The 14,407-nt window shown below is 62.2% G+C and carries 14 protein-coding genes; 3 read left to right on the top strand and 11 right to left on the bottom strand.

Going from position 1 to position 14,407, the window contains the following annotated elements:
* The first annotated feature begins 391 nt into the window (after positions 1-391).
* Positions 392-571 carry a DUF6573 family protein gene (locus RUU78_RS10800; RefSeq protein ID WP_313916451.1) on the top strand — a complete coding sequence of 60 codons (180 nt, stop codon included), beginning with the start codon at positions 392-394 and terminating at the stop codon, positions 569-571.
* Positions 572-590: 19 nt separating this feature from the next.
* Here the strand turns inward: RUU78_RS10800 and RUU78_RS10805 are convergent, their stop codons facing one another.
* From RUU78_RS10805 to RUU78_RS10825, 5 genes are all read right to left on the bottom strand, one after another.
* Positions 591-2,450 (bottom strand): hypothetical protein, encoded by a 1,860-nt coding sequence (locus RUU78_RS10805; protein WP_313916453.1) that lies wholly within the window; start codon positions 2,448-2,450, stop codon positions 591-593.
* Between the two features lie 531 nt (positions 2,451-2,981).
* On the bottom strand, positions 2,982-3,716 hold the full coding sequence (locus RUU78_RS10810; protein WP_313916455.1) for a hypothetical protein: 735 nt from the start codon (positions 3,714-3,716) through the stop codon (positions 2,982-2,984).
* 271 nt (positions 3,717-3,987) lie between these two features.
* Positions 3,988-4,374, bottom strand: a complete 387-nt coding sequence (locus tag RUU78_RS10815) for a hypothetical protein (protein ID WP_313916457.1) — start codon at positions 4,372-4,374, stop codon at positions 3,988-3,990.
* Between the two features lie 1,110 nt (positions 4,375-5,484).
* On the bottom strand, positions 5,485-6,522 hold the full coding sequence (locus RUU78_RS10820; RefSeq protein WP_313916459.1) for a hypothetical protein: 1,038 nt from the start codon (positions 6,520-6,522) through the stop codon (positions 5,485-5,487).
* A gap of 683 nt (positions 6,523-7,205) precedes the next feature.
* A complete protein-coding gene (locus RUU78_RS10825) occupies positions 7,206-7,448 on the bottom strand; it encodes a hypothetical protein (protein ID WP_313916461.1) in 243 nt (80 codons plus the stop codon).
* A 920-nt stretch (positions 7,449-8,368) separates the two neighbouring features.
* On the opposite strand from RUU78_RS10825, the gene RUU78_RS10830 reads away from it, so the two are divergent.
* On the top strand, positions 8,369-8,740 hold the full coding sequence (locus tag RUU78_RS10830; protein ID WP_313916463.1) for a DUF6573 family protein: 372 nt from the start codon (positions 8,369-8,371) through the stop codon (positions 8,738-8,740).
* A 445-nt stretch (positions 8,741-9,185) separates the two neighbouring features.
* Positions 9,186-9,383, top strand: coding sequence for a hypothetical protein (locus tag RUU78_RS10835; protein WP_313916464.1), 198 nt, complete (start codon positions 9,186-9,188; stop codon positions 9,381-9,383).
* 151 nt (positions 9,384-9,534) lie between these two features.
* On the opposite strand, the gene RUU78_RS10840 is transcribed toward RUU78_RS10835, so the two are convergent.
* The 6 genes from RUU78_RS10840 to RUU78_RS10865 all read right to left on the bottom strand — a co-directional run bounded on the left by RUU78_RS10840 (position 9,535) and on the right by RUU78_RS10865 (position 14,371).
* On the bottom strand, positions 9,535-10,080 hold the full coding sequence (locus RUU78_RS10840) for a DinB family protein (protein WP_313916466.1): 546 nt from the start codon (positions 10,078-10,080) through the stop codon (positions 9,535-9,537).
* Positions 10,077-10,700, bottom strand: coding sequence for a glutathione S-transferase (locus RUU78_RS10845; protein WP_313916468.1), 624 nt, complete (start codon positions 10,698-10,700; stop codon positions 10,077-10,079). The genes RUU78_RS10840 and RUU78_RS10845 overlap by 4 nt, the downstream gene beginning before the upstream one ends.
* Before the next feature lie 126 nt (positions 10,701-10,826).
* Positions 10,827-11,972: an alpha/beta hydrolase gene (locus RUU78_RS10850; protein WP_313916470.1), complete on the bottom strand. Its 1,146-nt coding sequence runs from the start codon at positions 11,970-11,972 to the stop codon at positions 10,827-10,829.
* Complete coding sequence (locus RUU78_RS10855; RefSeq protein WP_313916472.1) at positions 11,969-12,838, bottom strand: NAD(P)-dependent oxidoreductase; 870 nt, start codon at positions 12,836-12,838, stop codon at positions 11,969-11,971. Before RUU78_RS10855 ends, RUU78_RS10850 begins: the two co-directional genes overlap by 4 nt.
* Entirely contained in the window at positions 12,835-13,713 is an 879-nt protein-coding gene (locus tag RUU78_RS10860; protein WP_313916474.1) for a dienelactone hydrolase family protein, read from the bottom strand. Before RUU78_RS10860 ends, RUU78_RS10855 begins: the two co-directional genes overlap by 4 nt.
* A gap of 22 nt (positions 13,714-13,735) precedes the next feature.
* Positions 13,736-14,371, bottom strand: a complete 636-nt coding sequence (locus tag RUU78_RS10865; protein ID WP_313916476.1) for a LysE family translocator — start codon at positions 14,369-14,371, stop codon at positions 13,736-13,738.
* Positions 14,372-14,407: the final 36 nt, after the last annotated feature.

Here is a 14,407-nt window from a genome sequence, read left to right on the forward strand (position 1 = left end):
CATCAGCCGGAACGCTGGCTTCTCATGGGCGGAATATCCAGCTCCCCTGGTCGCTCTGGCCCGCGCCAGTTTGAGGGTGCTCGGCCTACGGCCTTGCTTGATCGCGCCTCACTGCGGGCAGCGGGGTGTCCGTCCCTATATACCGGAAACGGTGTCGGAACCGGACCAGCACGGAGACCAACGATGTTCGAGCCCATCGATGTCGTTTTCAGCTACACCCGTGCCCAAGCTATTCAGGACGGCGGCTTGGTCGACGTCTCATCCCAGGCGGCTGCAGCCGGGTTCCGGGTCCCGTAGCAGTGACGGCGGCCGTCTGGGCTGAATGGATTGCCTGGCCCGAGATCGAACCAGCCATCCAGAACGAGTCGGGCGACTTTGGGACGTCGTGTTCATGGCGGCCGTTGCTGCTCGGTCAGCGTCCCGGCGGGGCGAGGGGGATCGGGTGACGTTCGAACTCGAGGTAGTGCCCCGAGGCGGGGAGGTGCCTCAGCTGACCACGCTGGTTCTGCATGTTGGGCCGGGGGACGACCACAGGCCGGTGGCGACCATCATGAGGCCGGGGGAAGATTGATCACCCGTGATGGCCTCCATCAAAGCAAGTCCATCCGTACCAATGTGCGTGCTCCCTTTTCGGGTTGCGTCACGATGACGTCGATTTTTCCGTTTCCATCAATATCGGAAACGATGGTCTGACCGACCAGCAGTGCGACGAGACGAGTGCGGTTGCTCCACGCGTCCTTACCCGCATAGTTCTCGGCCGCATCATGCGAGAAGTCGATGTCAGCTTGCGCCACGAGTTCGCAGCCCGTTTCCGTAAACGCCACCTTCCGAAACTCCATCCGCAACGACTCGGCGGTAGCTTCCCCGCGACGTGGCAGCGACAGCCGGCGGAATATGGCTGAGTGCAGATCGGGGCCCAGAAACACAGGGGCGAGATCCAACCAGTCGCCGCCAAGCTCCACGCAGGTGGTGAAGCGCCCTGCGCTGTCGCCGCGTTGGCGATGGATACGCATCGCCGCTTGTGGGTTTGAGGCGTCGCGTCGCACAGATAGCAGCTCCGGCCTTTCGACGTCGCGCATGAGAAACGGCTCGTCGTCCTCGCGCCAGTCGCGATAAGCAAACACTGCTGGCACCGCTGCTCCTTGTAGCGTCGGCGACGGCAACGGGACACGGAACAGTGAGAGATCATCCGCCGGCTTGCGGTCATACACGGCGTCGCGACGAGTGAAGAACAGCACTGGCGCTTGACCCTGGCCACTCAACCACGGGCTTAGCGCGAGGCTCTTGTATCTGTCCTTGTGTTCGAGATCGTTAAAATAATCGGCACGCACTGGCCACATCTGCAACGAGGCGGGCGACTCCATTGACACGAGGCAAGGTTCACTTCTCTCTCCGCCAAACTTGCCACAACTGTGGGTCGTCAGACCAACCAGCCGGTTGCCTTGCGACAACGCCAGCGGCTGCATGCGCAGAGACTCAGGATCGCCGGACTCTTCTGCGCATGTCGCTTTGGCGCAATGCAGCGCATCGGCCCAATCCGATTCCGACGCAGTCAACGGATCGAGCACTCGCGCACTCCCCACGGTGTTTGAACGGCTGTCCCGGCGCCACCAGTAGAAGCGCCCGTCGATGATCTCGGGAGGTGCCGGCAAGAAGGCTGCGCTGCCACGGATCTGGCGCCGAAGATCCTCCAGTTCGATCACGGATCCGTTCGGGCGAATACCGTAGACCCGCACTACAATGGCTGATGGGCTGACGATGAAATAATACAATCCGTTGCCGAGCAGATCCGACATTGCTTGTCGGGGAATCGGTGCCAGACGTGCGACAACGAATTCATCGCGTGCGCGCGGCAGAGCTTCGTACTCGAAGTAGGTACTCACGTGCAGCGGATCTGGGTAATCGCAGGACGTGCCATCTGCGCAACCTATCAGCGACGCATCCGGTCGGAAAGAACCGGCGCCACCTAAGCGAACGCCCAACAGAACCTGGCGCGCCTGCGACTGGCACAGCGGCTGACGTTCTTTAGTAAACACGAACTTACAAAGGCGAAAGGCATCTTCCTGCAGCTGTCGGTCGCAATCGAGCTGCGTGTAGTCGTACGTCGCTGCGCCGTGCCGGTAGCAGAAATCGTGCGCGATGCAAGCCTGTCGGAACTGAATGGAGACCGGTCGAAAGTCGAACAACGGAGCGAGTAGCGCAGGAATCGAGCAGCTCAATCCTTCGCCCCTGCCGCCGAGCAGCTGCTGGCCATCCGATGCCGGCGGCAGTGCGACCACCGACTCCGGCATTTCGCGGATTTCATCCGCATTGACGTTGGCATAGATCGCGTCGGCGATCCAACTGGCTCCAAAGATCAGTAGCAAGTAGCTGCCAACGGCGGCGGCGAGCAGCACGGCGGGGAATCGGAAGCGCCGCTTTCCGGCCGGGACAACATCGTCAGATCGCATATCCGTCCCCTCTTGTACCAGCGAGTGTCAAAGCGGCCGAGCTTTAAAGCTAGTGTCCGCTGAGCGGCTGACCTCGCATGACGGACGCTGTTGTTCGAGTCCTCGTCATCCGGGACGGCGCGCCTGTTATGTCATCCCAGTCCGCAGAGGCGGGTTTTCGTGTCCCGTGGTACTGACCGCTGCCGCCCCCGTCGAATGCTTGGAGCGGCCGGAAACTGAACCGGCTCCAGGTACTGTGGGATGCCATGCTCATAGCAAGCACGGCGGCGAAACGAGCAGCTAGGCGACGAAAGGAGATCGGACGAGCGTCGAGCTAGGGAGCGAGCCCGTTTCACAGATATCCAACCTCAGGGTCGCCAATATTTCGCTTCCTGAGTTCTTGCCAAGCACAATTTTCGATATCGCTTCCCCGGTTTAGAGACGCAACCGAAACTGACGCGATGTATCGACTGAGTTCAACCCGCGACCGACTAGCGCCAGCCGGTTCGTGAGGCAAACGCCAGGGGAGCAGCGACGTTGGAGTTTCGCTGGTTACTGCGACAGCTTGGCAATACCTGCGGCAATAACACTCTCGCGCACGTAAATGCCCTGTTCCTGCGCCGCGAGGTTGCGCAGAAAAATAGACAAGTTGGCTAGCGGCTTTCCGTCTTTGTCAAAAAGCTCCAGATCTGCGTTCACGTCCGTTCCGATATCCTGAATCAACTTTGCTGCTGCCGACGGCGGACAGTTGCAGCCAGGTTTGCAGTCCGAGATTGACGGATTCGCCGACTTCGGCGCGTCGCAAATAGGTCCAGAAAAGCCTGGCGGAGGAGCGGCCCTGCCATCCCTGCAACTCCTGCCACTTCCATCAACCACAGCTTTGGAGCCTAGCGTGTCACACCATGGGGAGTATTGGGAGGCGATATCGATGGCCGAAGTCAGCCTTCTTCGATACTTCGTGCGAATATCTATGGCAATCGCCCGAACAGACCATTCGGCGGCAGCGAAGATTGCATGACCATCGACATCCCGCATCCCATCCTTGCCGTCAGCTCCTGGGGTTCCCTTCCAGGGAGTCGTTCCATGCTTCTGGCACCAATAGTTGTTCATGAGAACACAGCGCTTTTTCACGGCTGAGCACTTTGCTGCTCCGCCCAGCTCGTCAACAAGGCTCGCTTCCGCCTGCGCACACCAGTTCTGAGCGGACGTTGCCGTCTCAGCTGACTCCGCCTTTGCCTGGCTCACCAAGATCGCACTTACCAGTACGAGAAAGACTAGACGTGGCATATGAGGTCTCCTGGTGACCGGTGCGGGCGCTGTTGCGTGCAAGCCGTGCGGCGAAATGATGACAATCACAGCTTTCCGAAAATTCTCAACTCATCCGACTCAGCAACATGACGTTGAGCGGCGGGCCAACCATCCAATCCGGCCGAAAGGATCAGCAGAGTCGCAACTACTCACTACGACAAACGCCAGGTGCGGTGGTAGCGGCGAGCACCGATGACGCGCGGACAGAAGCAAACTTACGAAGTCAGCATTACCGATAGGGGTTCGCGGCTCACTTTCGACGAGCGTGACATTTGCCACCATCGCGAAGGTCAGGATCCAGAGGCATTTCCCTATCAAATAGAAGGGCATGCAGGCCGCCGCTATCGTCAAGCCTGTAAGGACTCTCGAAGTTTATGCTTGCCTCCAGTGCGTTCCGATCGGCGTTCGTGATGCAATATTTGGTCTCCGGCCCAATGCGGTCGCTCATCGCAGCAAACGACGGCATCACGGTTTGCTGGCGGCTGTTGACCGACATCCTGCACTTGTCACGTTCCGTCGCGGTGGCGCAAGCCACGGACCAGACTGCTGCTCGATATTCCTCGAAAGAAAAGTCCGCCCGACAGTGTTTGAGTAGAGTCTCCGGCGATTGGCCGTTCCACTCGCCCCACAGATTCATGGTCTCCTGTACGTGCCTGATCCCGATCCAATGGCCCGTCTCGTGAAGGAGCGCCGAAAGAAGTTCGACCTTATGCGTCCCTTTTCCGATCACAACTCCTGAACTAGCCACATACCCGAAATAAAGCGGGTTGAGCTCTACGCCAATTGTTGGGCCGGCGCATCCAACAATGTCAGCAACCGGGGGTGGAGTTGCCGACGTTGGAGGCGGTTGAAGCACGGAGTCACAGAACTTCATAGGCTCCGCTGCGAAGTCCTTCGGTATCCAGTTGTCATCGTTACCTGCCACTTTCGTCGGACGCGCACACGTTGTTCCGCTATCCGGTAGAGAAATTTTAAGGATGGTTGGACTCGTTGCGATGTTGGACGCGCCTAAATTGTCCGGCATGTCCACCCAATAACGTGGCGGCCTGACAGTCTCCAAGGCGCGGACGTATGAGCGCTGGGTGTCCGCTGAGATGTGGACGTAAGGATCGGTTGTGTTTCGCGCGCTTGTCTGACCTCGCCCCAGCATCCAGGCGCTCAGATGGTCAGGCCAGCGGAAGGTCTTCTTAGGGTGCTTTGCACTCGCTATGAGGTCGTCAAGATGAGATTTGAGATAGCTTGAGACATACACGTCGCTATCAACGCGAACTATCGACCACGACAGCGGTGCGCACGCGCGGCATGCCGAGCGCCATATAGCTAACGAAGCAAGTAAGTCGGCAGAAAAAGCACTGCGGCTCACATCGTCGAGAAATCCTGGTCGATCCTCGATACGGATATCCAAGTGTGAGCTTCTCAGGATTTCGGGAATACTGGCGTCTTCCCGGCCGATCGACCAGACTAGACGATGCGCAGGGTTTGAGCAGATCCGTTTAGACAGGCGCCGCTGCTCGTCGGAGCCTCTCTCTTGGGCGTACCTTATGTCGGGTTGTTTAGGCGGGCCTCGATTGCAAAGCTCGTCGACATTGACAAGCACTAGCGCCTCCGTGTTTCGAGGGTCACCCACACACATATGGCGGCCGTAGTCCACTGCCGTCGCGCTAGCCGACAGCCAGGCGAAAAGGAAACCTAGAGGGAGTCGCCAAAGTGGGCGCGTCAACCGTTGCGACGTCACGGCGACCTCCGCCTATCGATTGTCAATCACGATGTGGGGTCTAACGTAACTGGGGTTGACGATCTGTCTCTTTTCGGTGGACTCAGAAGATGCATCAAACTGCAAAGCTCCGGGGGACTTGGTAGGGTCCCGTAGCTTTTCTACCATCGCGCTGAACTGGGGATTCTTGCTAGCGAAGCTTTTCAGTAATGGGGTGACAATGAGGAAGTTCTCCGTCGGCTTGTCATCCAGCCAGATTGCTTTGCGAATGTTGTCCGGCAATGCATCCAATAGCTCTTTGCGGCGCTTGGCGCTAGCGTCGCCGAGTTGGCTTATTGCTGTTATAGAAGCCCACTGGGTATTGGTGATTTCCTTGTCCGCGAGTCCCAGCACAGTTTGCGCCGACTGCAGAACGATCTTCTGGTCCGAAGTAGCGGCTGAGCTAGGTTTCGAGTCATCCAAAGCGCGAGATCCCGAGATCGCATCCTTCGCGAGTTGCGTGATACTTGAGTAGGTACATAGGCGAGCGTAGCCCGCCACCAAATCGTCCGCCATTGCGATTGAATCGACCTTCTTAATCTGATCGCTCTCTCGATATCTGGACATTGCTTTTTCGACAAGTTTTCGCGTTTCTTCCGGGTATGGCGTTATGTAGAGGTATTGTTGAGTGTTGTCGAGAATCGTGGAGCCGAGGCCGAATGCGGCGGCGACGATGCCAATCTGGCGAGCGGTCGACTTGGCGAGCGACATGATGGTTGCTGCCGCCGTTCCGACGGCGACTACATCTGCTCTGCTCATGCGTAGCTTATTGGAAGCCAGAATCAGCCGATCGAAGTAAGTGTTGCAGGCGCTGTCCGCAAGGCTAAATCCGATCAGAACGTAATCGGAATTGCTGAAGCCTGCCGGCTTGTTGTCAGAGAGCTCTTTCCATCGAGCAGAAATCTGATCAGGTTGAACAGAGGCCGCCACGTCGTTGTGGAAATGATCCTTTTTCTTGGTGCTGCTGGCAGCGCAAGCGCCGAGCAAAAGGGCAAAAAATCCCAACGCCAGACAGCGAATACTCGATCTCATCACGCTTCCCCTTTTAGTAGCGTACGAAGGAATCAAGGTCATTCACGGCACCACATGAAGCGGCGGCCGGTACGATATTGCTTTTGTCGTTGCGCCCTCGGTCCGGGTCGAGTGTACTCCGATCAAATTGGATTTATGTAGAGTGGATTGGTGTGCCGCAACTTTCGGGTTCGTCTTCACATTCACAAATATGAATGTTCGCTGCGTCCTGTCGCGTATTTGCAAGAAGTAAGACGATGAGAGGGAATCACGTCTGCATCCCACTGGAATCTCGGTATGCTAAGCCTGCGCCGTAGCTACGATGCGTGCCGCCAAATTGCAGCTGTTGCCGTCCCTGCCTCTCCGTCGTCGACAGTCTGGTCCGGTGACACGCGGAAGATGCCAAACTCATGTGCGTGCCGCGTGGGTCGCTTGCCGAACATGCCGTTTGGAGACGCACCTCGCACACCAACTTCCCGATGATAGAACCCGAGATCGTTCGGATTACATCCACCGACCTGAAGACGGGTTTGCCCCGAAGGTGTTCTATCGCTGACCGGATCTGGTCGTCGTGGCGTCTTGGATCGGGTTGCCGGAATCGTTCATGCGTACTTCGCCTTGTCAGCCTCGATGTCCTCAGCTGTCCGCCGAATAGCGCCGGCGCTGATGAGCCACTGATCCACCTGCCGCCACGGAATGCGGAACTACTTCTGACGGCCGCGAACGCTGGCAAAGTGTTGATGTGCTTGCGTCTCGGCGGCCCACGCGGCTGCATCGGTTGGATACTTGAAGGCGGCAGCTACCGACAACTCGCGACAGTTTCCCGGGTCCATGTTGGTATGCATGCGCCACTCGGGGGGGGGGCGGATCGTGGCGCCGATCTTGGTCCATTTATCAACGACTTCTCCGGGATGGGGATCTTCAACGATCAGGTAAACGTAGGGCATGGCAAACCTGGAAAACGAAGGCGTATGAGGTGAGGGGCGCTCTTGCCGGGGCGGTCGATTTGACTCCTCATGACGGCGGCCGTGAGGAACACGGCTAGCAACTAGTGTGCATCTGTCATTCGACGGCTGTTCCTCTCACAGCAAAGAGGAAAAGCACAGATCGGCCCTCACGCTCGGCTCCCTCGGTCTAGCAGCGCCCAAACTGGTGTAGTCGCTTTCACTGTTCTCCCGCCCGCGCCAGCTCGGGGTGGGCGGCCGTGCTGGGCGGTGATTCACTGCCAGCAGCTTGTCTCCTTCCCCAAGGCGACGGGACCGGTGTTCGGCCGCCTGCGCGTCAGCCTCGGTGGGGTACTTGAATGCGGTGAGGACGGATAGGACGCGGGAGTTGCCTCGCGTCAGGTTGGCGTCCAGACGCCACTCGGGTGGGTTTTTCGTGTAGCCAATCTTGGTCCAGGGGCCGCTGACTTCTCCGGGATGAGGTTCTTCGGAGATCAGGTAAACGTAGGCCATAGGAAAAACCTGCTGAAAGTAGGGAACAACTGTGGTCAGGATTCACGGTCGGCCGTGAGGCGTTGAAGATCCGCCGAGTCGGTTGGTCGATGCAGGCCGATCATCCGATGCCTCCGATTCCCATGCAGAGTCCCCGCGTCGGCTCTGGCCCACCTTGCCTACTGCCGTAAGACGTAGGTCCCTCCCACGGGAAAGCGGAGAACGAAGCAAAAGCAGCCCTCACGCTCGGCTTCCTCGGTCAAGCCCCCGTCACCGGCCCGTGTCGTCGGTCGTTCCTCCCTCCAGCCCGCGCCAGCCGGCTCCGTTTCGCTGCGCTCAAGCTGGACCGCGCCTCCCTCCGGGCAGGGGGTGTCCATCCGGACCATCCGGGACGGATTGTCCGGGCCGGACCAGAAAGGAAAGAGCGAAGCATGTTTACCGACGCTGATGTGATCCACACCTACACCCGCAGCGAAGCCCTGAAGGACGGGGTGCTCATGGAGGCTGGCGTTATGGCCAAAGAGGCGGGCTTCCAGGTTCCAGTCGCCCTGACCGCCCGGGTCTGGGCGACCTGCGTCTGCTGGAGTCCGGATGAGAGAACGCCGCAGGACGAGTCGGGGCGTTTGTGGGACGTCATGTGGATGGCGTCGCTGGCGGCACGTGCTGCGGCCCGCCGGGGCCACAATGGTCGAGTAGAGTTCGAGGTGCGGGTTGTGCCGCGCGGTGGACGCCGGCCTAAGCTGACTAGGTTGGCGCTGATGCTCGGGCCGGGGATCAACGTGAATGCGTCGCCACCATCCTGACGCCGGACGAGGACTGACTGCTAGCGGGCGTCGCTACTCAAAAACACGCCCGCTGCCTGTCTGTGTCCACAGTGATCGGGTGCTGCGGGAAGCGGTGAACGGTTATAGGAAATGTGTCCATGCCGGTGTCCACAGAGGTAAGGTTCGCAGTTGTCAGTGATAAAATTGCATGGAAATCGATTGAAAATCACGATTTCGGAACCTACGCTGTTACTGGCGCATCAGCGGCGTGTGCTCGGAGGTCGCTGCGCCGTTGGTCGGTTCTTTCTTCTTAGCTTCTGATTTCACAGCTTTTCCTGTCTCTCGGCTTCCGTGAGCTTCCGCCATTTCTTGCCAGCTACCGTCCCAAAAAACACACTTTGCGCTCCGATCTGTAGCCCATACGTAGCCCAGTGGGTAGCTTTGCCCTCGAGGGGCCATTTCCTGGGCTACAGTGAGTTTTCCCATGAAAATGGAGCTATCTCAGACCCTCGTGCTTCACGAGCTGGCCTTCGGCGCTGGGCCTGATCTGGACCCGTCGGGTCGCGTAGTTTACGTGCCCAACACATCGGGAACGCCCTACATCGTGTCCGACGCGCACCCCGACGCGCTGCCCGGATTTGCCGTCAAGGTGAACGCCACCCAGAAGACCTACATCGTCTAGCGCCGGGTGGGCGATGCTGTCGTCAAGGCTAAGGTCGGCGAAGCGCGTGATTTCCCCAGCATCGCGTCCGCGCGGCTCGATCTTTGGACTGCCCGACCCAACGGACAAGCCGATCGGTAATCGGAGCCAGCGGCAGAGCGGCGGGAGGGGGCTAGGTTGTGTACCGGCTGAATTCGTCCGACTCGCCACCCGCCGCGCGCAGAAACACCGGCAGGTCCGTCGCCGGTGGAAACACGCCGAGGTGGTAGAGGATGTCGGCCGCCTGCCCGCGGTGATAGGTGGTGTGGTTGACCACGTGCAGCAGGATGGCGCTGCGGGTCATGACCCCTTGCCCCCCGCCGATGAAGGTGAATTCGACGACCTCGGCGAGGTCGGCGCCGGACAGGGACGCGGCGTAGTCGATGTACCAAGCATCGATGCTTTGCTGGGCCTGGACCAGCGCGTCGATGGCGGGATGCTCGGCTGGGTTGCGCGTCGTCAGGCCGTGCGGCCGGCCCAGCAGATGCGCTCGCCAGACCACGTCCATGCAGTAGGAATGATTCAGCGTGCGGATCAGGCTGCCGAAACCGATGGGACGTGGCGCGATCAGTTCGTGCGACGGCAGACCGGCGACCACGGATAGGAAAATTGCATCCGCCCAGGCCTTGTAGCGTGTGAAAAGGCATTCGGCGTTCTGCGGTAGCGTGCGGTTTTTCATGGGCCGGCGTCGCGGCCGTGCAGGCGGAATCCCGCGCGCTCGCAGAGCAGCGTGTAATAGCGGTCCACGTCGCGGTACTGCGGCTTGGGCACGGGCAGGGAAAGCCAACGGTGTATGGACAGGCCGATGGGGATGTCGGCCAGCGTGAACGCCGGACCGGCGATGTGGCCGCCGGTGTCGGCCAGGCGTGCATCGACGAGGGCGACCAGGCGCGAGAACGCCGCGACCGAGGCATCGATCCGGGCGCGGTTCTGATGCTCGGGATGGCGGCGCACCAGGCCTTGGAACGCCACGCGCCAGCTGTCGTTGAAGTCGGAGATCTGCCAGTCCATCCAGGCCTCGATCGGCGCGCGGGCGGCGGCGTCGGTGGGCAGCAGGTCGACGCGGCCGTGGCGGGTGGCCAGGTAGCGCAGGATGGTGTTGGACTCGCGCACGATGACGCCGTCGTCGTCGATCACCGGCACCATGCCGAAGGGGTTGAGCGCGAGGAAGGTTGGGTCTGAGGTCGGCCGCGCCGTGCCGCCCCAGTCCTCGCGCCGGTAAGCGAGTCCCAGCTCTTCGCAGGCCCACAACACCTTGCGCACATTCAGCGAAGCCGCATAGCCAAGAACGCGTAGCATCGGATTTCCGTACCTTGTGCAAAATGGAACATCGAACAACGGTGCAAAACCGCAGGCTGCTGCGGCAGCCCCTGGTCCGTCGGCGCCGTTTACCGCCGGGCGCTGGCGCGCGGGACTGCTGTCGGATCAGTTCGGAGCTTCAGGGCTTGTCTGCGCGGCGGCGGGCGAATGCGTTTCACGCGCCATCTGCAGCACCGCCAGTACCGCGTCCACGACTGCTGCCGGGCTGTCGATCTGCAGGTTGTGCAGGGAGTTGGGCACCATGCGCTGACTGCCACGACTGGACAGGGCGGCGGTCTGCGCGTGCGCCATGCGCCAGGACAGGTAGTGCACCTCGCTGTTGTCCTCCGACATGTCGTAAAAGCCGTGGGTCAGCACGATCAACGGCAGCTCGCCCAGGGCCAGCCTGCGGTCGAACAGGCGCGCGTAGGTTGCGTCGGCCTCGGCATCGTGCAAGTACATGAAGGCTCCGATCTCGGCGGCCTGGGCCTCCTGGTACGCCGGCAGCGGCTGCAGCCGGCGCCGTTCCGCGACGATAGTTTCGCCCAGCGGCCGGCGCACGGGATCCGTACAGGTCAGGTAGCGCGCATCACTGAGTTCGCCGGCGCGCGCCCAGCCGGCACATTCGCGCAGATGGGCCACGGCGGCGGCCATGCCTTCCTCGTCCTCGCGCACGGCACTGCGTACCAGTGCCGGATCGAAGCGCTTTCCCAGCGCCGGCGTCACGCGCTGCCAGAGGCGGTCTTCGGCCGGATCGACGAGCACCAGGCCGGCGACCCGGGCGGGATACAGGGCCGCGAACAATTTCGCGTGGAAGCCGCCCAGGGAATGCCCGACCAGCAACACGCGGCCCTCGATGCCGGCGCGGTCCAGCAGCCGGGCCAAATCTTCCACTGCCCGGCGCGGCGTGCGCCGGCCGGGTGCGGTATCGCTGTAGCCCATGCCGGGTCGGTCATAGGCACAGGCGCGCGTGTGCTTGCCCACGGCGGGCTGGATCAGAGCCCAGGTGCTGGACCAGTCGCTCAGGCCGGCGTCGAACACCACCGTGGGGCTGCCGCTGCCCCTGCAGTACAGATTGATGCGGCGGCCATCGCCCAGGTCGATGCGCTGCTGTGGCTTGACGTAATCGGCGGCGACTTCGGCCACCGGCACCAGTTCGGTTGCCTGCAACGATGCAGTGGCCGTTGCCAGCCAGGCGATCAGGGCCAGTGCGCAATCCCGTCCGAACCCGTTCCGGATCACATGATGAAAAAGGGAAAAGTTAACAATCATGACGATGCTTGTCCAAAAGCGTGGATGACGGCCGCCATGTCCAGGTCGCCGTGACCCGACTCTGCAGCGCGGCGGTACAGCGCGGCACACTGGCGCGCCAGCGGCGCGTCGGCGCCGCTGCGCGCGCATTCGGCGAGCACCAGTTCGGCGATGGTGGCGACGTCGCGGATTGCGGCCTGGGGGCTGAAGTCTTTGCGCACCAGCTTGTCTAGCTTGGCGCGCGAGACGGCGCTGGCCATGGGGCCGGCATCCAGCACTTCCTGCAGCAGGCGCAGGTCCAGGCCCGCCAGCGCTGCCGCCTGCATCGTTTCCGCAAGTACGGCCACGGTGCCGACCAGGTAGTGATTGGCCGCGAGCTTCATGCGCAGGGCGCCGGGCACCGCGCCACAGTCGAATGAGCGCACGCACAGGGGGCGCAGCAACGGCCGGATCTGCTCGACCGCGTCGCTGTCGCCGGCCAGCATGCCCACCAGTTCACCGCGCTCGGCCGGACCGCGTGAGCCGGATACCGGCGCTTCCACGTAGCGGCCACCTGCCGCGCGGATGTCCCGCTCAAGCGCCTGGGAATAGGCCGGCGCGGCGGTGCCCAGGTTGACCACGGTACGGCCGCTGACCCGCGCCGCAAAGGCCGCGCTGCCGCGGCCCAGCACATCATCGATGGCAGCGCTGTCGAAGAGCATCAGCAGCACGGTGTCGCACGCGGCATACAGCGCATCGGCCGAGGGCGCGAGAGTGGCGCCCAGCGCGGCCAACGCCTGGCATTTGTCCGGCGAGCGATTCCACAGCGTCAGCGCAACACCGGCGCGCAACAGGTTGGCGGCCATGGGCTCGCCCATGTGGCCGATGCCGATGAATCCCAATTTCATGCCGTGAATTCCTTGTCGGCGGGGCGTGCGGCCGTCAGGCGCTGCCGCAGGAAAGCCAGTACCTCGTCGCGCGCCCGCAGCGTGGGTTCGCCCGTGGCGTCGATGAGGTGCGCGGTCAGCACGCTGTGGGGACTGGCGACGACGTCCCGGAAGAACGGCGGCGGATCGGTGTTCGCCGCGCTGTCCGGCAGCACCTGGCCCACGAAGCGCTCGCCCAGTGATTCGCGGTAGGCAGAGAAGCGTTCGGCGCGGCAGTGGCGGTCGCCCTCGAAGCGGTAGGCCAGTACGCACAAGCCCTCGCGTTCCAGCCGCCGCCGGATCGCTGCGAGTTCCTCTGCGCTGCTCTCGACCGCGCCCGCGTCGTCGAGTGGCAGCGAAGGCTGCGCCAGCACTGCGGCGAGCACAGCCGGTTCCAGCATCATCGACAGCGCGAAGTTGCCGGTGAAGCACATGCCGACCGCACCCACGCCGGGACCGCCGCATTCGGCCAGCGCTTGGCGCGCCAGCGCGCGCAGCCAGGCCGTCACCGGGCTGGCGCCGCGGCCGGCCAGCGCGTGGAACTCGGCGCTGATGCAGGCTCGGCGCAGCACGGCCAGCCCTTCCTCGGCCAATGGCCAGGCGCCATCGACACCGAACAGTGACGGCAGGTAGACGCTGAAACCGGCCTGGCGTACCCAGCGGGCAAAGCGCGCCACATGCGGGCTGATGCCGGGCATCTCGGCCAGTACGACCACCGCGGGTCCGCGGCCGGAAACGAATACGTGTTTCTCCGCCCCGTCGAAGGTGTAGTGGCGTGGGTCGAAATCCGTGAGCGGGTCGTCGAGCGAATCGGTGCAGGCGGAATCGGAGCAGGTGGAATCGGAGCAGGCGTGCATAGAAAGCTCTGCGGGGTAGGAATCAGGCCGACAGCGGCCGTTGCAACAGCAGCAGGCGCAGCGCGAGGCCGAGCAGCACACCGGCCTGCAGGCGATGCAGCCAGCGCAGTTCGGGCAGGCGCCCACGCAGCACGGCGGCCACGCGTCCCGCGGCCAGGCCTAAAAGCGCGTGGAAAACCAGGGCTAGCGTGGACAGCAGCAATCCCAGAACCAGCAGCTGCGCGCTGATGCTGCCGCGGCGCGGATCGGCGAACTGCGGCAGGAACATCAGGAAAAACAGCAGCGCCTTCGGATTGAACAGGCTGACCACGCAGGCGTTGCGCAGCGCCTGCCAGGCCGAGCCCGGAGTGGGTGACGCTGTCGGTGCCGCATCGCGTTGGCGCAGGGCTTTGCCGGCCAGCCAGAGCAGGTAGGCCACGCCGCCCCAGCGCAGCAGTTCGAACGAGGCGGGCCAGGCCGCCGCCGCTGCGGCGATGCCGGTACAGACCAACGCCGTCATCAATACATCGGCGAAAAAGATGCCGGCGGCAGAAGCCACCGCGCCGCGGGCGCCGTGGGACAGGCCTTGCGAAACGACCATCACCATGTTCGGTCCCGGCGACAGCAGCAGGCCGAGCACGGCGAGGGAGAACAGCAGCAGGGTAGTGATCGTCGGCATCGCCGGCCCGTGGAAGTCGTTGGCGGCGAGGATTAC

It is taken from the genome of Tahibacter sp. (assembly GCF_032229445.1).
GTDB lineage: Bacteria > Pseudomonadota > Gammaproteobacteria > Xanthomonadales > Rhodanobacteraceae > Tahibacter.